19 protein-coding genes and 1 pseudogene are annotated in these 18,389 nt (G+C 65.5%); 18 read left to right on the top strand and 2 right to left on the bottom strand.

What is annotated here, in order from left to right; genetic code table 11:
- The first annotated feature begins 1 nt into the window (after position 1).
- The 14 genes from gad (at position 2) to MKK62_RS15245 (ending at position 12,874) form a co-directional block, all read left to right on the top strand.
- Complete coding sequence (gene gad, locus MKK62_RS15180; protein WP_240259549.1) at positions 2-1,366, top strand: glutamate decarboxylase; 1,365 nt, start codon at positions 2-4, stop codon at positions 1,364-1,366.
- A 41-nt stretch (positions 1,367-1,407) separates the two neighbouring features.
- On the top strand, positions 1,408-2,568 hold the full coding sequence (gene alr / locus MKK62_RS15185; RefSeq protein ID WP_240259547.1) for an alanine racemase: 1,161 nt from the start codon (positions 1,408-1,410) through the stop codon (positions 2,566-2,568).
- A complete protein-coding gene (locus MKK62_RS15190; protein WP_240259545.1) occupies positions 2,565-3,692 on the top strand; it encodes an alpha/beta fold hydrolase in 1,128 nt (375 codons plus the stop codon). The genes alr and MKK62_RS15190 overlap by 4 nt, the downstream gene beginning before the upstream one ends.
- The gene (gene tsaE / locus MKK62_RS15195; RefSeq protein ID WP_240259543.1) at positions 3,685-4,155 is read left to right on the top strand and encodes a tRNA (adenosine(37)-N6)-threonylcarbamoyltransferase complex ATPase subunit type 1 TsaE; all 471 of its coding nucleotides are present in this window, start codon (positions 3,685-3,687) and stop codon (positions 4,153-4,155) included. The genes MKK62_RS15190 and tsaE overlap by 8 nt, the downstream gene beginning before the upstream one ends.
- Complete coding sequence (gene tsaB / locus MKK62_RS15200) at positions 4,152-4,775, top strand: tRNA (adenosine(37)-N6)-threonylcarbamoyltransferase complex dimerization subunit type 1 TsaB (protein ID WP_240259527.1); 624 nt, start codon at positions 4,152-4,154, stop codon at positions 4,773-4,775. The genes tsaE and tsaB overlap by 4 nt, the downstream gene beginning before the upstream one ends.
- On the top strand, positions 4,772-5,272 hold the full coding sequence (rimI, locus tag MKK62_RS15205; protein WP_240259517.1) for a ribosomal protein S18-alanine N-acetyltransferase: 501 nt from the start codon (positions 4,772-4,774) through the stop codon (positions 5,270-5,272). The genes tsaB and rimI overlap by 4 nt, the downstream gene beginning before the upstream one ends.
- 69 nt (positions 5,273-5,341) lie before the next feature.
- On the top strand, positions 5,342-6,370 hold the full coding sequence (tsaD, locus tag MKK62_RS15210; protein WP_240259503.1) for a tRNA (adenosine(37)-N6)-threonylcarbamoyltransferase complex transferase subunit TsaD: 1,029 nt from the start codon (positions 5,342-5,344) through the stop codon (positions 6,368-6,370).
- Between the two features lie 176 nt (positions 6,371-6,546).
- Complete coding sequence (gene groES, locus MKK62_RS15215) at positions 6,547-6,849, top strand: co-chaperone GroES (RefSeq protein WP_240259501.1); 303 nt, start codon at positions 6,547-6,549, stop codon at positions 6,847-6,849.
- Positions 6,850-6,927: 78 nt separating this feature from the next.
- A complete protein-coding gene (gene groL, locus MKK62_RS15220; RefSeq protein WP_240259499.1) occupies positions 6,928-8,544 on the top strand; it encodes a chaperonin GroEL in 1,617 nt (538 codons plus the stop codon).
- Positions 8,545-8,600: 56 nt separating this feature from the next.
- On the top strand, positions 8,601-10,127 hold the full coding sequence (locus tag MKK62_RS15225; RefSeq protein WP_240259490.1) for an adenylate/guanylate cyclase domain-containing protein: 1,527 nt from the start codon (positions 8,601-8,603) through the stop codon (positions 10,125-10,127).
- Positions 10,128-10,246: 119 nt separating this feature from the next.
- Entirely contained in the window at positions 10,247-10,603 is a 357-nt protein-coding gene (locus MKK62_RS15230; protein WP_240259482.1) for a hypothetical protein, read from the top strand.
- Between the two features lie 251 nt (positions 10,604-10,854).
- A complete protein-coding gene (locus MKK62_RS15235; RefSeq protein WP_240259480.1) occupies positions 10,855-11,379 on the top strand; it encodes a hypothetical protein in 525 nt (174 codons plus the stop codon).
- Positions 11,380-11,491: 112 nt separating this feature from the next.
- Complete coding sequence (locus MKK62_RS15240) at positions 11,492-12,139, top strand: hypothetical protein (RefSeq protein WP_240259478.1); 648 nt, start codon at positions 11,492-11,494, stop codon at positions 12,137-12,139.
- A gap of 96 nt (positions 12,140-12,235) precedes the next feature.
- The gene (locus MKK62_RS15245; protein ID WP_240259470.1) at positions 12,236-12,874 is read left to right on the top strand and encodes a class I SAM-dependent methyltransferase; all 639 of its coding nucleotides are present in this window, start codon (positions 12,236-12,238) and stop codon (positions 12,872-12,874) included.
- Positions 12,875-12,918: 44 nt separating this feature from the next.
- On the opposite strand, the gene MKK62_RS15250 is transcribed toward MKK62_RS15245, so the two are convergent.
- On the bottom strand, positions 12,919-14,034 hold the full coding sequence (locus MKK62_RS15250) for an NmrA family NAD(P)-binding protein (protein WP_240259468.1): 1,116 nt from the start codon (positions 14,032-14,034) through the stop codon (positions 12,919-12,921).
- A gap of 113 nt (positions 14,035-14,147) precedes the next feature.
- Here MKK62_RS15250 and MKK62_RS15255 point away from each other — a divergent pair, with 113 nt between their 5' ends.
- Entirely contained in the window at positions 14,148-14,768 is a 621-nt protein-coding gene (locus MKK62_RS15255; RefSeq protein ID WP_240259461.1) for a TetR/AcrR family transcriptional regulator, read from the top strand.
- A gap of 476 nt (positions 14,769-15,244) precedes the next feature.
- Here the strand turns inward: MKK62_RS15255 and MKK62_RS15260 are convergent, their stop codons facing one another.
- Positions 15,245-15,646, bottom strand: coding sequence for a styrene oxide isomerase (locus MKK62_RS15260; protein WP_240259459.1), 402 nt, complete (start codon positions 15,644-15,646; stop codon positions 15,245-15,247).
- Between the two features lie 177 nt (positions 15,647-15,823).
- On the opposite strand from MKK62_RS15260, the pseudogene MKK62_RS15265 reads away from it, so the two are divergent.
- From MKK62_RS15265 to MKK62_RS15275, 3 genes and pseudogenes are all read left to right on the top strand, one after another.
- Positions 15,824-16,413, top strand: a pseudogene (locus tag MKK62_RS15265) (cytochrome P450); the annotation flags it as partial.
- A 90-nt stretch (positions 16,414-16,503) separates the two neighbouring features.
- Positions 16,504-17,376 (top strand): hypothetical protein, encoded by an 873-nt coding sequence (locus tag MKK62_RS15270; RefSeq protein WP_240264134.1) that lies wholly within the window; start codon positions 16,504-16,506, stop codon positions 17,374-17,376.
- The gene (locus tag MKK62_RS15275; RefSeq protein ID WP_240259457.1) at positions 17,373-18,380 is read left to right on the top strand and encodes a dihydrodipicolinate synthase family protein; all 1,008 of its coding nucleotides are present in this window, start codon (positions 17,373-17,375) and stop codon (positions 18,378-18,380) included. The genes MKK62_RS15270 and MKK62_RS15275 overlap by 4 nt, the downstream gene beginning before the upstream one ends.
- The last annotated feature ends 9 nt before the right edge of the window (positions 18,381-18,389 follow it).

The following is an 18,389-nucleotide window of genomic DNA, read 5'->3' on the forward strand; positions in this document are numbered from 1 at the left end:
GATGCCGTCGCATACCGTCAGCCCGGCCTACACCAGCCGGCTGTTCACCACCCCGGTACCCGCGCTCCGATTACCCGAGGAGTCGATGGACCCCGACGCCGCCTACCGCTTCATCCACGACGAACTGATGCTCGACGGCAGCTCGAGGCTGAACCTGGCGACCTTCGTCACGACCTGGATGGATCCGCAGGCCGGCCGCCTGATGGCCGAGACCTTCGACAAGAACATGATCGACAAGGACGAATACCCGGCCACCGCGGCCATCGAGCAGCGCTGCGTCTGCATGGTCGCCGACCTGTTCCACGCCGACAATCTCCGCGACGACGACCCGTCCAGCGCTGTCGGGGTATCGACCATCGGCTCCAGTGAAGCGGTGATGCTGGGCGGGCTGGCGCTCAAATGGCGCTGGCGAGCCAAGGTGGGCAAGGACTGGAAGGGCCGCACCCCGAACCTGGTGATGGGCTCGAACGTCCAGGTGGTTTGGGAGAAGTTCTGCCGCTACTTCGACGTCGAGCCGCGCTACCTACCGATGGAGGAGGGGCGTTACGTCATCACACCCGAGCAGGTGGTCGACGCCGTCGACGAGGACACCATCGGCGTGGTCGCGATCCTGGGCACCACCTACACCGGTGAACTCGAGCCGATCGCCGAGATCTGCGCGGCGCTGGACAAAGTGGCCGCCGACGGCGGTGTGGACGTGCCCGTCCACGTCGACGCCGCCAGCGGCGGATTCGTGGTGCCGTTCCTGCACCCGGAGTTGAAGTGGGATTTCCGGCTACCTCGGGTGGTGTCGATCAACGTCAGCGGCCACAAATACGGCCTGACCTACCCGGGCGTCGGATTCGTGGTGTGGCGCAGCCATGAATACCTACCCGAGGAGCTGGTGTTCCACGTCAACTACCTCGGCGGTGACATGCCGACCTTCACGCTGAATTTCTCCCGGCCCGGCAACCAGGTGGTCGGCCAGTATTACAACTTCCTGCGGCTGGGCCGGGAGGGTTACACGCAGGTCATGCAGACGCTGTCGCAGACGGCGCGCTGGCTGGGCGAGCAGCTGCGAACCGGCGACCACTGCGAAATCATCTCCGACGGCTCGGCGATACCCGTGGTCAGCTTCCGGCTGGCCAAGGACCGCGGCTACACCGAGTTCGACGTGTCCCACGAGCTGCGCGGGTACGGCTGGCAGGTGCCGGCCTACACCATGCCCGACAACGCGACCGACGTGTCGGTGCTGCGCATCGTGGTGCGGGAGGGTCTGTCGGCCGACCTGGCTCGCGCGTTGCACGACGACGCGCGCAGCGCGCTGGCCTCGTTGGACAAGCTCAAACCGGGCGGCCACTACCACGCGGAACATTTCGCGCACTGACGTTCGCCGGCCCGATCGCGGGGTCTGGGAGAATGGCGGCCGTGTCCGCAACGCCGATCTCCCTGACCCCGGGTGTCCTTGCCGAGGCCCTCGTAGATCTGGACGCCATCGCCCACAACGTGCGGGTGCTGCGCGACCACGCCGGTAGCGCGCAGGTGATGGCTGTGGTCAAGGCCGACGGCTACGGCCACGGCGCCGTCGAAGTGGCGCAGACCGCCCTGGCCGCGGGCGCCGCCGAACTGGGCGTGGCCACCATCGACGAGGCGCTCGCGCTGCGCGCCGCGGGCATCGCCGCACCGGTGTTGGCTTGGCTGCACCCGCCCGGCATCGACTTCGGCCCGGCGCTGCAGGCCGACGTGCAGATCGCGGTGTCCTCGGCGCGACAGCTCGACGAGCTGCTGGGCGCGGTCCGGCGCACCGGCCGCACCGCGTCGGTCACGCTCAAGGTGGACACCGGTCTGAACCGCAACGGGGTTCCGCTGGCGCAATACCCATCGATGCTCGCAGCGCTCGGGCGCGCCGTCGCCGAAGACTGCCTTCGGCTGCGCGGCCTCATGTCTCACATGGTGTTCGCCGACCAGCCCAACAACCCGATCAATAATGTTCAGGCGCAACGCTTTGCCGACGTCGTGGCACTGGCGCGCGAGCAGAAGGTGTCGTTCGAGGTGGCGCATCTGTCGAACTCGTCGGCGACCATGTCGCGTCCCGACCTGGCGTACGACCTGGTCCGGCCCGGCATCGCCGTGTACGGGCTGAGCCCGGTGCCGTCCCGCGGCGATATGGGGCTGCGGCCGGCTATGACCGTGAAATGCACTGTCGCACTGGTCAAGCCGGTACACGCCGGCGAGGGCGTGTCCTACGGGCACACCTGGATCGCGCGGCGGGACACCACCGTCGCACTGATGCCGATCGGCTACGCCGACGGTGTCTTCCGGTCGCTGGGCGGGCGGCTGGAAGTGTTGATCAACGGGCGGCGGCGACCCGGTGTCGGCCGCGTCTGCATGGACCAATTCCTCGTCGACCTCGGCCCGGGACCCGTCGACGTCTCCGAAGGCGACGAGGCCATCCTGTTCGGGCCCGGCACTGACGGTGAGTCCACCGCCCAGGAATGGGCGGACCTGCTGGACACCATCCACTACGAAGTGGTGACCAGCCCGCGCGGACGCATTGTCCGAACCTATCGCGAGGCTGAAAAGCATTGAGCGATAACCATCATGACGGTCTGCATATCGGCAAGCCGGCGCGGGGCAGGTGGCTGGCCGGCGCAGCCGGCGTCGGCGCCGTCGGCACCATTGCCGGAGCCACCGTGGCCCATTCGGTGCTGACTCGCCGCGCGAAGGTCGACGACCCGTTCGCCCATGAGGATTTCGAAGCGCTGGACGGCGACCGCAGCTACCTGGTGACCACGCCCGACGGGATCCATCTCGCGGTGCGCGAGGTCGGCCCCACCGACGCACCGTTGACTGTCGTATTCGCGCACGGCTTCTGTCTTCGCATGGGAGCCTTCCACTTTCAACGGATGCGGCTGTCCGAGGAGTGGGGCCCGAAGGTCCGGATGATCTTCTACGATCAGCGAGGCCACGGTCGGTCGGACGAAGCGCCGCCGGAAACCTACACGATCACCCAACTGGGTCAGGATTTGGAGACGGTCCTTCAAGTGATCGCCCCACGCGGCCCGATCGTGCTCGTCGGCCACTCGATGGGCGGCATGACGGTGCTCTCGCACGCGCGGCAGTTCCCCGAGCGCTACGGCAGTCGGATCACCGGCGCGGCGCTGATCTCGTCGGCGGCCGAAGGCGTCGCCGAGTCGCCGCTCGGTGAGATCTTGAACAACCCTGCGCTGGATGCGGTTCGGCGCGCGGCTAGATCGGCGCCGAAATTGGTCGACCGGGGTCGCACCGCCGTTCGTTCGCTGATCGGGCCGGTTCTGCGCGCGGCGTCCTACACCGACAAACGGGTGAGCCCGAGCATCGCGGCGTTCTCGGAGAAAATGATGCTCGGCACGCCGGTCCCGACCATGGTGGAGTTTTTGCACGCGTTGGAGGTGCACGACGAGACGGCGGCGCTGCCGACGCTGGCGAGAATTCCGACGCTGATCGTCTGCGGCGACCGTGATTTGGTCACGCCCGCTGAGTATTCGAGGAAAATGGCGGAGGTGTTGCCAGAATCCGAGTTGGTGATCGTGGCCCGGGCGGGCCATCTCGTCCTGCTGGACAAGCCGGCGTCGGTCAACGACGGGTTGGTGCGCCTGGTGAAGCACGCGAGCCCGGGTAGGTTCGCGGTGCTCAGCCAGCGACTGCGCGATCGGGTCATGCGACGTGACTGACGGGGCCACCGGCGGCATCGCGACCCTGCCGAGTGTCGAAGACACCGTCGCGCTGGGCTCGCAATTAGGCGGTCAATTACGCGCCGGCGACGTCGTCGTCCTGTCCGGCCCGCTCGGTGCAGGAAAGACGGTGTTGACCAAGGGAATTGCCGCGGCCATGGACGTCGACGGGCCGGTGACGTCACCGACTTTCGTACTGGCGCGGGTGCATCCGGCGCGCCGAATCGGCGCCCCGGCGATGATCCATGTCGACGTCTACCGATTGCTCGATCACACCGGTGCCGACCTGCTCGACGAGTTGGAAAGCCTCGACCTCGACACTGAACTCGACGACGCGGTCGTCGTGGTGGAGTGGGGTGAAGGGTTGGCCGAACGGTTGTCCGACCGTCACCTCGATATCCGTCTGGAGCGAATCAGCAACTCCGACACCAGGACTGCGACGTGGCAGTGGAGCTGCCCGTGAAACTCGTACTTGCCATCGACACCTCGACGCCCGCCGTGACCGCCGGTGTCGTCGCCGACGGCGAGCTGCTGGCCGAGCGGGTCACTGTCGACGCGCGCGCGCACGCCGAGCGGATCACCCCGAATGTGCTGGCCGCTCTGGCCGATGCCAGTCGCTCGATGGCCGACCTCGGCGCCGTGGTGGTGGGTTGCGGGCCCGGCCCGTTCACCGGTCTGCGGGTCGGCATGGCGACCGCGTCGGCGTACGGCCACGCGCTGGGCATCCCGGTGTACGGGGTGTGCAGCCTGGATGCGATCGGGGTACAGACCAGCGGCGAGACATTGGTGGTCACGGATGCACGTCGCCGCGAAATCTATTGGGCGCGTTACCGCGACGGCGTTCGCATCGACGGCCCGGCGGTCAGCGCGCCGGCCGACGTCGACGCGGGGGGTGCGCGGGCGGTGGCGGGATCGCCCGATCATGCGTCGCGGTTCGGTCTGCCTGTCGTCGAGCCGGTGTATCCCAACTCCGTGGGCTTGGTTGCCGTGGTGGACTGGTCGCTACCGCCGAACGCGTTGGTGCCGCTTTATCTGCGGCGCCCGGATGCCAAGACGCTCGTCGAGCGACAGGCGGCCCCGTGACCCTGACCATCGACGCGTTGACGCCAGCCGACGCCGCCCGCTGCGCGGAGTTGGAGTCGATCCTGTTCCCCGGCGACGACCCTTGGCCCACAGTCGCTTTCGTACGTGAACTGGCCGCCGACCACAACCACTACGTTGCCGCACGCGTCAGCGATGATGCCGACGACAGGCTGGTCGGCTACGGCGGCATCTCGCGACTCGGTCGCACACCGCCCTTCGAATACGAGATCCACACCATCGGGGTCGACCCCGCGTACCAGGGTCGCGGTATCGGCCGACGCATGCTGGATGCGCTGTTGAGCATCGCCGCGGACTCCGTCGTGCACTTGGAGGTCCGCACCGACAACGACCGGGCGATTGCGCTGTACCGCAGCGTGGGTTTCACCGAAGTCGGCTTGCGCAAACGGTATTACCGAATCAGCGGAGCTGACGCGTACACCATGCGGCGGGAGGCGCCCACCCGCGCCGACGACGATGCAGAGCGCGGAGCGCGATGAGGAGGAGTGGCGCCAAATGACGCGCCGACGACGATGCAGAGCGCGGAGCGCGATGAGGAGTGCCGCCACATGAGTAGAACGATTCTTGCGATCGAAACATCCTGCGACGAAACGGGTGTCGGTATCGCCCGGCTCGCCGACGACGGAACGGTGACCCTGCTGGCCGACGAGGTGGCGTCCAGCGTCGACGAACATGTCCGCTACGGCGGAGTCGTGCCCGAGGTGGCGTCGCGGGCACACCTGGAGGCGCTCGGGCCGGCGATGCGCCGCGCACTGGAGACAGCCGGCTTGGAGAAGCCCGACATCGTCGCCGCCACCATCGGCCCGGGCTTGGCGGGTGCTCTCCTGGTGGGAGTGGCAGCGGCGAAAGCCTATTCAGCGGCGTGGTCCGTGCCGTTCTATGCGGTCAACCATCTGGGCGGCCATCTTGCTGCCGACGTCTACGAGCACGGGCCGCTGCCCGAGAGCGTGGCGTTGCTGGTCTCCGGCGGTCACACCCATCTGTTGCACATCCGGTCGCTGGGTGAGCCGATCGTCGAACTGGGTAGCACCGTCGACGATGCGGCGGGGGAGGCATACGACAAGGTCGCCCGGCTGCTGGGTCTGGGCTATCCGGGCGGCAAGGTGCTCGACGATCTCGCGCAGACCGGCGACCGGGACGCGATCGGGTTTCCGCGTGGCATGACCGGGCCGCGCGACGAGCCGCATGCGTTCAGCTTCTCCGGCCTGAAGACGGCAGTCGCGCGTTACGTCGAAAGCCACCCGGACGCCTCGACCGCCGACATCGCCGCCGGCTTCCAGGAGTCGGTGGCCGACGTGTTGACCATGAAGGCGGTGCGCGCCGCGACCGAGTTGGGCGTGTCCACGCTGCTCGTGGCCGGCGGTGTGGCTGCCAATTCGCGGTTGCGAGAACTCGCGGCTCAGCGCTGCGCGGCGGCCGGGCTGACGCTGCGTATCCCGCGGCTGCGGCTGTGCACCGACAACGGTGCGATGATCGCCGCGTTTGCCGCGCACCTGCTGGCTGCAGGAGCTTCCCCATCGCCGCTGGACGTGGCCAGCGACCCGGGGCTGCCGGTGGTGCGCGGCCAAGTCGCATAAAGCACCGGCCCAACCTTGAGTGCTAGCACTCACATGTATAGAGTGCTAGGTGGCAATCGGCCAATCCTCGCGTCGGCACCCGCGACGACGACGCACAGGCACGGGCGAAAGCCGCAACACCTGGTAAATCGGGGCAACCGCCCCGGACTTGACTAACTAAGTGGAGGGCTCCAATCGTGGCGAGCGTCAACATCAAGCCACTCGAGGACAAGATCCTCGTACAGGCCAACGAGGCCGAGACCACGACCGCATCCGGTCTGGTCATTCCCGACACCGCTAAGGAAAAGCCCCAGGAGGGCAAAGTCGTCGCCGTCGGCCCCGGCCGGTGGGATGAGGACGGCGAGAAGCGGATTCCGCTGGACGTGTCCGAGGGCGACACCGTCATCTACAGCAAGTACGGCGGCACCGAGATCAAGTACAACGGCGAGGAGTACCTGATCCTGTCCGCACGCGACGTGCTGGCTGTCGTCAACAAGTAAGCACTCGTGTCCCGCCCCGGAGCTTCCCGTTTCAACGGGTGAGTTCCGGGGCGGTACTCGTCAGGCATAAGGACATTTATGAGCAAGCAGATTGAGTTCAACGAGACTGCGCGCCGGGCAATGGAAGCCGGCGTGGACAAGCTCGCCGACGCGGTCCGCGTGACGCTGGGTCCCCGTGGCCGGAACGTGGTGTTGGCCAAGGCGTTCGGTGGGCCTGCCATCACCAATGACGGTGTGACGGTGGCCCGTGAGATCGACCTGGAAGATCCGTTCGAGAACCTGGGCGCCCAGCTGGTCAAGTCGGTTGCCACCAAGACCAATGACATCGCCGGTGACGGCACCACCACCGCGACCGTCCTCGCGCAGGCAATCATCAAGCACGGACTGCGCAACGTCGCGGCGGGTGCCAACCCGATCGCGCTGGGGCAGGGCATCGGCAAGGCCGCCGACGCGGTGTCCGAGGCACTGCTGGCTGCCGCCACGCCGGTGTCTGGCAAGACCGGCATCGCGCAGGTCGCCACCGTCTCGTCGCGCGACGAAGAGGTCGGCGACCTGGTCGGCGAGGCCATCAGCAAGGTCGGTGATGACGGCGTCGTCAGCGTCGAGGAGTCCTCGACCCTGAACACCGAGCTCGACTTCACCGAGGGCGTCGGCTTCGACAAGGGCTTCCTGTCGGCGTACTTCGTGACCGACTTCGACGCCCAGCAGGCCGTGCTCGAGGACGCCCTGATCCTGTTGCACCGCGACAAGATCAGCTCGCTGCCCGACTTCCTGCCGTTGCTGGAGAAGGTCGCCGAAGCGGGCAAGCCGCTGCTGGTGATCGCCGAGGATGTCGAGGGTGAGCCGCTGTCGACCCTGGTGGTCAACGCGATCCGCAAGACTCTGAAGGCCGTCGCGGTCAAGGCTCCGTTCTTCGGCGACCGCCGCAAGGCCTTCCTGGAGGACTTGGCCATCGTCACCGGCGGTCAGGTGGTCAACCCCGACGTCGGGCTCACGTTGCGCGAGGTGGGCCTCGAGGTTCTCGGGTCGGCCCGTCGCGTCGTGGTCAGCAAGGACGACACCGTGATCGTCGAAGGCGGCGGTGGTGCCGAAGCGATCAGCAACCGCGCCAAGCAGTTGCGCGCCGAGATCGAGTCCACCGACTCCGACTGGGACCGCGAGAAGCTGCAGGAGCGGCTGGCCAAGCTGGCCGGCGGCGTTGCCGTGATCAAGGTCGGTGCCGCGACCGAGACTGCGCTCAAAAAGCGCAAGGAAGCGGTCGAGGACGCGGTCGCCGCGGCCAAGGCCGCCGTCGAGGAAGGCATCGTGTCCGGCGGTGGATCCGCGTTGGTGCACGCCCGTAAGGCTCTCGCCGATTTGCAGAAGTCGCTGTCCGGCGACGAGGCGAGTGGTGTCGAGGTGTTCGCCAACGCCCTCAGCGCCCCGCTGTTCTGGATTGCGACCAACGCCGGGCTCGACGGTGCGGTTGCGGTCAGCAAGGTCAGCGAACTGCCGGTCGGGCATGGCCTGAACGCGGCGACGCTGGAGTACGGCGACCTGGCGGCCGACGGGGTCATCGACCCGGTCAAGGTGACCCGGTCGGCGGTGCTCAACGCGGCGTCGGTGGCGCGGATGGTCCTGACCACGGAGACGGCCGTCGTGGACAAGCCCGCCGAGGAGGCCGACGACCACGGTCACGGCCACCATCACCACTAGAACGTGAACGACGAAACACCCCCGGCCCATGCGGTCGGGGGTGTTTTGTTTCCTGCATGGAACGCATCTGGCAGTGGGCGTGGGACCGGTACGGGCCTCGGTACTCGTGGGTGATCTACGCGGTCACCGCGGTATTGATGTTGCAGATTTATCTCCTTCTGTCGCTCGTCGTCGTCGCCTATGAAAGGTCAAGCCACTACGTCGAAGCGGCCGTCGCCACAGTTGTCGCCGTGCCTCTCCTGGCTTATCTTTTGGTCCTCCCCGGCCAGGGCGGTATTCGACTTGCGGAGCAGTGGGCAGCCGACGGCGGCGTCGATCGAGAAACCGCACTAGTTTCGACCTATACCTACGCGCGGCGGACGGTTTCCCGGGCGGTGGTGGTCGGCCCCGTCTGGAGCCTCGCGCTATGTGTCGTTGTCGGTGCACTCGCGGGGGGCACCGGGTTGCGGCTCGTCGAGTACGGGATCATCGGTGCCGCGATTGGAGCCGGCGTTCACCTGATTGGGGTGCACAGTTTCGTCGAAACTTCGCTACGCCCGGTCCGGGCCGCCATCGCTGCTGACACGAACATCGGTGACTCGCTGCCCCGCTCGCGCCCAACATTCGCGGCGTGGTCCAACGTGGCCATACTCGCTGCGGTATTCGTGTTCACCGTCGCGGGTGCATTGCTGGCAGCAGTCATCGGCCAGGTCGCTAGGGCTCCTGTGCTCACGGTTGTGATCGGATGTGGACTGACGGTCGGCTTCGCGGTGCCGATGACCGTCGGCGCGATCGTGTCGCCGTCTTTGCATCCCATTCGAGATCTTTCCGACGGAACCAAACGTGTTGCGGCCGGTGACTATTCGCAACGTCTGCCGGTGGTTCAGGACGACGACCTGGGTGCGTTGGCGGCATCGTTCAACCGCATGCAGGCGGGTCTGGCTGAGAGGCAACGACTTCAGGCCGCGTTTGGCACCTACGTCGACCCCCTCCTGGCGGCGCGGCTGCTTGAGCAGGGTGACGATGTGTTCACCGGTGAGCGTCGCGAGGTGACCGTGATGTTCGTCGACATCCGCGACTTCACGCCATTCGCCGAGGCGAACAGCGCCGAGGACACCGTCGCCCGGCTGAATGCACTATTCGAGATCGTTGTGCCTGCTGTCGTCGAGGCGGGTGGGCACGTCAACAAATTCCTGGGCGACGGTGCACTGGCGGTGTTCGGCGCGCCTAACGATCTCTCCGGTCACGCCGACGCCGCGGTGAATGCCGCGAGTTTGATCCAGCGCATGGTCGCCGAGCGATTCGGCGCCACACTTCGAATCGGCATTGGCATCAACACCGGGAAGGTAATCGCCGGAACCATCGGCGGCGGCGGGAAACTGGAATTCACCCTCATCGGTGACACAGTCAACGTCGCCGCCCGCGTCGAGCAACTCACCAAAACCACTAGAGACACAATCGTTCTCACCAAATTCACCGTCGACGCATTGGCGTCGCCGCCGGCAGGCCTCGTCGACCGCGGACCGCGCGAACTAAAAGGTAAGTCGGCATTGGTCAGGGTCTACGGGCTCAATACGCCTCTGACGACACACCCTCCGTTATGACCAGGGACGACTTCATTGCGGCGCCATAAGTTGCGGCCATTCCCAGGGAAATCCCTATATCGCCTCGCGCTTGAGTAGGCCTACCGTGCGGACATCTAATTCCACGAGGAAGGAATCCAATGACGATGATTCGCGCGATGGCGATCACGGCTGCTCTAGCAGGAGCAGCTGTTGGGCTGGCCGGGCCGGTGTCGGCAGACCCGCTCGATGGGACGTACACGGCAACGGCCATCAAAGGTCCAAGGGGAGCGGTAACAACGACAACGTTCACACCGTGCGGTCCGGATTGCGTCCATCTGCAGACGCAAACCGGAGCGGGGACCGATCTCCACCTGCAAGGCAACAGCTGGACCGGAATCCTGCCGATGCTCAACGGAGCGGGAGAGTGCACCGAGTCGATCGACAAGAACTCCTTGGTAATGACACACTCCTGCGGCAGCTACACCATCGTCTCTCAGCTGACCAAGAATGGCTGAATGGCGGGTAATCGCCGCCCTTTCACGCGAAACTGCAACGGTTGCGGACTTCAACGGCGTGTCGTGGCAACGGTTTATGTGTCGTCGAAGGCGGGATGCCACGGGCACGCCGTCCCCGACGAGGAAGAAGGCTTGAGCGGTTAAGTAGGCAGTGTCCGGCATTTAAGTAGGCGCCTACTGCAGGCGTGCGGCTGAAATTCGAAGACCATTAATTCGAATTGATCGGCATCCTCTGCAACGGGAGCCCCGCTATGAGCAGTGACATTCGCAGGCGAGTTGGCGGTGTGTGCATCGCTGTCGCCGTTGCTTCGGCTTTGGTCGCGCACGGTCCCGCCGCCAGCGCAGACGTACCCGACCCGTTCGAGGATCTCTTCGGCGACAGCGGGTTCAACGCCTGGACACCGACGGCCGATGCCGCGTTGCTCAACAGCGATGCGCCCCTGGCCGCCAGCCTTGATACGAGCGTTGAAAACTTCCTAGGAGGTCTGCTCGGTAACGCTAGCTTTCCCGACGGGGACACTCCATTCAGTTACCTGCTCTCTGTCATTGACCCGTCCGCCTTCACCGGAGACTTCGGTTTCGGCATCGACGGGGGCGTTCCGGACAACGGTCTAGCCGACCTTGCCGTGGGCCTGGATTACACCTTGTTTGCTACTGGGATCGCGGGTAACGAGGTGGGCCTCTGGGATCTCCTGACCTCCATCGAGAGCATCCCGGCCGAGATCGGTGGGCTAGCTTTCCTGTTCGACCTTCTTCTCTCCGGCCTTTTCCTTTGAGCTGGGTTCGAGGCAACCCCATCGAGACGTTTGTCTGTTTTCCACGCTCTCAGCCCGCCGCGCCGCTAGCATGAGCCCGCACATCGGGGGACTCGACAAGGAGTAGGACAGGATGAGGGTTTCCCAGATGGTGCTTGCCGGCCCGCTAGCAGCGACGGTGCTGGTTACCTTGGTGGCCGGCTGCAGTAGCTCGTCGTCGTCGACAACGAAAGCGGGATCGGCTACTGCCGCCACCGCATCGAGTAGCTCGGGTCCTAACACCTCGGCGACGGCCCAGCCGAGCGACTACACCGCGCTATTGATCAAGGTGACTGATATCGATGCGCCGATGCCCTTCGTCGCCGACCCACCGACCAACAACCCCGACGGCCAGCCGGGTGCTGCGATAACGTTCCGCAGCCAACCCCACCCCGAGGATCAGAACGGCGTCACGGTCAAGGACGTCCAGATTGTCGACACTGTTCGAGTCCTGGCCGACCCGGCCGCCGCCACCAGCGCCCTGAACGCCGCAAAGTCGGGACAAGGCCTGGTGAAAGACCCGAAGGTGGATGCGACCAACGTCGGCGCCGACGGCACTCTATTGGCGGGTACCTCGCCCGACGGGTCGAAGAATCTGACGGTGTTGTTGTTCACCGAGGGCCGAGGTTTCGTCACGCTTCAGTTCGTCGGCGGGTCAGACTCACCTCCGCCACCACCGGACTTCGTGACCGACGTCGGCCAGAAACAAGACGCGGCCGTCAAGAAGGGACTCGGCGGCTGACGGCTTGTCGGGTCGACACCTCGAGACTGCAGCGACTGCGACGGTCGGCCGTGGCACGATAGGCCGACTAACCCGACGACAGTTCTGAGGTAAGCGGTGACGGGTTTACGCGGGCAATTGTTGGCCGCCGTTGCGGGGCAACTCGGCCGGCCGCACGGCGTCGTCGGCCGTGGGGTGGCGCTACTGCTCAATCGTGGCAACCGGCGGGCAGTGGCCGCTGCCGCGGAGGCTGCAGCCAGAACCGGCAATGCGGTGGCGGACATCGGTTTCGGTGGCGGGCTCGGCTTAAGAGTGCTGCTGCAGTTGGTCGGACGGCACGGGACCGTCTACGGCGTAGAACTTTCCGACGATATGCTTTCGCGTGCCCGGGCGCAGTTCGCCACCCACATCGCGGCCGGTTCGATGAAGCTTCTCCATGGGTCACTCACCGGCCTGCCGATCGGTGACAAGTCGCTGGACGCAGCGATCACGGTCAACACCCTGTACTTCGTCGACGATCTTGATGCGGCGTGCGCCGAACTCTTCCGGGTGCTGCGCGTCGGCGGACTCGCCGTAGTAGGCATCGGTGATCCTGATGCAATGGCCCGTTTACCGTTCACCGCCTACGGCTTCAAGCTTCGTCCGGTCCGCGACGTGGTTGCCGCTCTGCGTAACGCGGGCTTCGGGCAGGTCGACGACCGTCGCCTCGACGCTGCGGTCCCGCACCATTTGCTGATCGCGCACGCTCGAGCGTGACATTGCAACGATTTCGGCATCGATCCGACGCGCGGCTCGCGCGACTAGGACGACAGTCGAAGCTCGGGTAGGCCAAACCGATCGCCCGCCGCGTCGACCGATGGAGCGTGCTCGCTCCGCCATACGGCCGACTCGCCCGAGAACCGGGGATTGGCGGGCTGGGGATGCTGCTGAAGCCGGTCGAACCGGTCCAGACGATGCGCCGGCACGAGCCCGGTCAACGTGAAGTTCCAGACCTCGCGGAGGAAGTTGCCGGCGGTGCGCCGGGTATCCGCGGCGTCGACGTAACGGCGTGCAACCGTCAAAAAGTCTTCGGGTTCGACTCCGGCGACATCGCGCACATGGGTGGTCGGGCCGCCCACCTCCCAAGTCCCCAGAGCGGATTCGGGCAGGTAATGACGCACACCGGACTCGAAGTACCGGTCGGCGCCGAGTCGTTTCGCGTTTACTCGCACGGCCCTCATGAACATCCACGGAGGAATATCGATGTGCCGTACCCGTCGGCCCAATGCCTCACCGAGGGCATCGGCGATATCGTTGCTGGACAACAGCTTTGGACCGGTCGGGCGGTAAGCCCGGCCGTCATGACGCCGCGGGTCCAGCAGTGCGCCCACGGCAACCCTGGCGATGTCCTCGTTCGACGGTGGCGCGTTGCGGCCGCCGCCGGCCGGTAGCGGCAGCACGCCCAGTTGTGCGGCCAGTGGAAGCACGTTGAAGTAGTTGTCGGCGAAAAATCCCGGATCAACCGCGACGTGCGCAGTATCCGGCAACAGCTCAAACAACTTGTCGATCAACCAGATCTGCCGGGTCATCAGCGACGGATGCTCTGGGCTGGCCAGCCACTGGCCCAATGCCACCACCGCTTCGACACCCGAGCGCCGCGCGGCGATGGCAAAGCTGACCGCGCTGTCGAGAGCGTGTGGGTGATAGAGCGGATTGAAGAAGAGTCGGTCCACCCCGTCCATCGCGGCCTGAACCTGTTGGATGTCAAGCATATCGGCGAGGACGATCTCGGCGCCCAATGCGCGCAGGCGATCGCTTCGCCAGTCGCCCCGGTGCACCAACGCCCTCGTCGGCACACCCTTTTCCAACAATTGGGCGGCAACCGCGCCGCCGACCTTGCCCGTCGCACCGGTAACGAGCACGCGCTTGTTTGTCATCGGACTTTCCTTTCACGGTTGAAAACGTGGCGATGTGACCACCGGTTACATCGCCAGTATGCGATCGGATGTGACCGTTGTCAACATTCCGGTTGGCGTGCGATGGTGAGGGTATGAGCGACGCCCCAGGCAAAAAGGGCTACCACCACGGCGCACTGCGGTCAGCGCTGGTTCAGGCCAGCATCGCGTTGGCCCGCGAGGGCGGGCCGGATCGAGTGATCCTGCGCGAGGCCGCCCGCGCCGCGGGGGTGTCGCACTCAGCCGCCTACCGCCATTTCGCCGACCGTGAAGCGTTGTTGGCCGAGGTGTCGTCTGTCGCCCGCAACGAGCTCGCCGAGGAGATGCGCCGACGGGTCAATCGCAGCAAGGACCCCCGCGGGCGGTTGCGAGCGGTCGGTACCGCCTATATCCACTTCGCTCTCAGCGAGCCCGGCCTCTTTCGCGCCGCGTTCACCTCGCATCCGGCCACGGCCGGCGGCGACGTCCCCACGGCCGCCAACGTCGGAGCCGAGCCCTTCGAGGTGCTTGGTCAAGTGCTCGACGAAGCCCAGGCCGCTGGGCTCCTGGATACTCGCCGCAGGCCGGGCGCCGAGATCGCGGTCTGGTCAGCGGTGCACGGCCTGGCCAACCTGCTGCTCGACGGACCGTTGCCCACCAGCGACGCAGCCGTCACATTCGCCTGGGAGCAGGTCCAAGATCTCATCGAGCACGGGATGCTGAACGACGGAATTTGATGAGGCCAAACCGGGTGATCCCGACGATCGCGGAAATGGGGCATTTGCCCGATGTGCGCGTAACCGGCCAGCGGCAAGACTCCAGGGTTATGAAGCAGTGGGTCGCGGCGGCGTTGACATGCGGTGGACTGGCAGTTGCCGGACTGGTAACCGGTACCGCGAGAGCGGACGACGATTGCGGACCGGCAGCGATGGTTGACCATGTCTGCTGGGGGCCGAATCGTTGGTGCCCGGGTGATTCCCTGCTCCACCTGACGCAGAACCACGTTTACCAGCCGGTGACCTGGGACATGTCTGTGTGCCACACCTACTATCACGTCGCACCCGAGCAGGCCAACCAAGGCCAAGGGATTTATGAGGGGCCCAATCCGCCTCCGCCGCAGTCTCTTCCGGGGCGAGGGCCCTATCTGCCGCCGCCGCCGGGGACGTGCTGGAACATGTGGATCCCGGGACCCTGTCCAGGCGGCTGATCTGACTCACAGTCCCACGATCACGATCACGACGCCGACCACGATGGCCACCGACAGCGACAGAAGCAGGAAGCCGAAGACGCCCTCCTTGACCTTTGAGGCTTCGTGGTCGCCCGCGGCGATCGGAGTCAGTTTGCGGCCGGCACCCCAGATGGCCGCGAGGAGTGTGCCCGCCCAGTTGGCGTAGGCGGAGTACACGATCAGCCACTCCGCTGTCACAGCCCAGGCGTGGCTCAGCTGGACGTGTGGCCAGAGCAAACCGAGCAGTACGAGAAACATGCCGTTGAGCACGCCTTCAAGGTGGCTGGTCAATCCCATTCGCGGGTTCTTCACCTTCGGAACGACGAAGCCGGTGACCAATCCGAAGACGAAGAGGATGAGCCCGAGCTTGCACAGCAGCGTCTGCATGAAGCGGAGCATATGCGGCTCACCGAAGATCTGCCCAGGGTTTGCTGGCGCGCTGCCACACCCCGATGCAAACCAAATATAAATGCAGCGGCTGGTGACGTTTGCGGCTAAGCGCAGCAAAGGGGCTGAAGGGGAATACGTAGACATGGAACAGCTTTCGAGGACTTCGGGGCTTTCGACGACGCGATCTCCGGCGATGTGGGCGCAGCTGAGATCGACGGCGAGAAGCTCACCAACGAGGAGATCTTCTCGTTTCTGCGACTGCTGTGCCCGCCGGCGTCGAGACCACGCACCGCTCCTTGGGCAGCCTATTGCTCGGGCTGCTGTCGAACCCGGAGCAACTGGACGCAATCCGGGCTGACCGTTCACTGATCCCGCAGGCGATCGAGGAGGGGGTGCGATGGGAGCCGCCGCTGCTCACCATCACCCGCGTGACCACTCGCGACACCGAGCTCGGCGGCGTCAAGATTCCCGCCGGCGCGACGGTCATGCCGATGCTCGGTGCGGCGAATCGTCAGGAAGACCGCTATGAAGACCCCGACACCTTCGACATTTTCCGGCCGGCCAAGTCGAACCTCGGGTGGGGGCACGGCGTCCACGTCTGCCTGGGCATGCACCTGGCACGGCTGGAAATGCGCACCGCGATCAACCTGCTGCTGGACCGGCTGCCCAACCTGCGGCTCGATCCCGACGCCGACGATCCGCATGTCCGCGGCCAGGTCTTTCGGTCGCCGACGTCGGTGCCGGTGCTCTTCGATCCGCAATAGATCGCCGATATGGCCTTTACATTGACGGGCACAGTCGTAAAGTCCTAACTGAGCGTCTGCTCAACGTTTCGCTCAGGAGGAATGCCACGATTGTCCGGACCGCTGCGAGACATCAGAGAATTCCTGGGCGACCCTGACGCCTATCGAGATGAGCTGTATCGGCGCTGGACGGGGCTGCTGAGTTATCGCTACATCGGGCGCAACCACTCGGCGATGAACATCGGCGACACCGACGACACGGTCGTGATCCGCCGCGACATGCGCAACGAAGCAGGCGGAATCATGGTGGCGCCATTGGCGATCGCATCGCCGGAGGGTTGCCAGACCGACATGGTGGCGGTCCCCAACCCAGTGATCGCCTCTGTGCAGATCGTGGATCCCGGCTACGACGTCACACGGGTCGAGATCGTGGGCTCCGGCAATGTCCACCAAGGCCGAACGATGGGCTACGGGCGATGCAAGATCGTCGACGCCGACAATCCGGAACGCGTGATCGCCTTCAACGAGGGCCAGGGCGCGATCATCGGCATCCCGCCGGAAGGCCTTGGCAAAATGGATGTTTCGGGCACTGAGTTGGTGATCGAGGATACCCCCGACCTGCCGCCACTATGGCAGGCATTCGGCGCGTCCAAGCGCCCGGACGATCGTTGGCAGTTGCCGGCGCTCAGCGTGGAGTTGGCCTCGCCGGATGCGGCCCTGCACATCGGACCGCAGCATGTGGTGCTGGAAACCGCCGCGATCGATCTGGCCGCCGAGGCAGTGGGAACCCGCAAGCTGCAGGTGGTGAGTTGGCACGTGATGTTCATGTCGCGCGGCAAAGTCGGCCCGTTCCGGGTAGAGGGCACCGCCCATGTGGGTGGATCGGGCAGGGTCGGCGTACGCATGCTGCTGCACGACGAGGGCAATGCCGACAAACCGGTGACGTCCGCTGCGGCCATCTTCGACATCGTGGAGCGCACATGACCAACGCCAGAGATGCTCGCCAGTGGGCGCGCAATGCGTTGCGCGGCATCGGCAATTCGCTGTACACCCCGTTCAGCGGGCCCGACGGTGACGACATCGACTGGGACGCCTACCGCACCCTGGTCCGGCACTGCGTGGGCACCCTCGGCCACCCCATGCTGTGGGTGACCAGCGGCGTTGCAGAATTCTGGTCGCTGACCATCGCCGAACGAAAGAAGTTGCTGGAGATCGCTATTGACGAGGCTCGCAGCATCGATCCCGGCGTAGTCGTACAGTCGTGCACCGCGGCGATGTCGGCCAAAGACTGCCTTGAGCTGACTCAGCACGCCGAACAGGCCGGCGCCGACATTGTTTACCTCCAGACCCCGATGATGGAATTGCACGGCGGCGAGGGGGTATTGAACTTCTTCCGTTATATCGCCGACCGGACCGATATCGCGCTCGGGATGTTCAACTCGCCCAGCTCGGGTTATGTACTCTCCGCGCAGGAGAGCGCTCGAATCGTCGAAGAAGTCCCTGCGGTGTGCGCCACCAAGGAGGGTGCCTTCCGGCCGCACCAGAGTCGGATGCTGCATGAGCTCGCGCCGGATCTCGTTATCTGGGAATGTGATACGACCGTCTACCGGGCCGGGTGGCTACGGTCCGGCATCGTCGGCCCGGCCCAACTCGGTACCACCGGCTACCTCTCCGAGACCGCGGAGAAGCGAGTGCTGTCTCAATACTGGGATTTGGTCTGGAACGACAAGCTGGTCGAGGCAATGGATTTCGCCAAGGAATCCGGTATCGACCAGTTCGAACTCGACATACGTGGCTGGTTCACCCGCTATCCCGGCCGGCCGGACTACTTCACGCACTGGGGCGGCGCGTTCAAGTACGCCGCGTCGGTGGTCGGACTCCCAATCGGCTCCTACCCGGAATCTCGACCGCCGCAGGCCGCGTTGCCCGAGCAGGCGCGCGTCGACATCCGCGCGGCGTACCGTCGTTTCGGACTCATTGGGGCATAACTTGGAAAC

This window comes from Mycobacterium paraterrae (assembly GCF_022430545.2).
Lineage (GTDB): Bacteria > Actinomycetota > Actinomycetes > Mycobacteriales > Mycobacteriaceae > Mycobacterium > Mycobacterium paraterrae.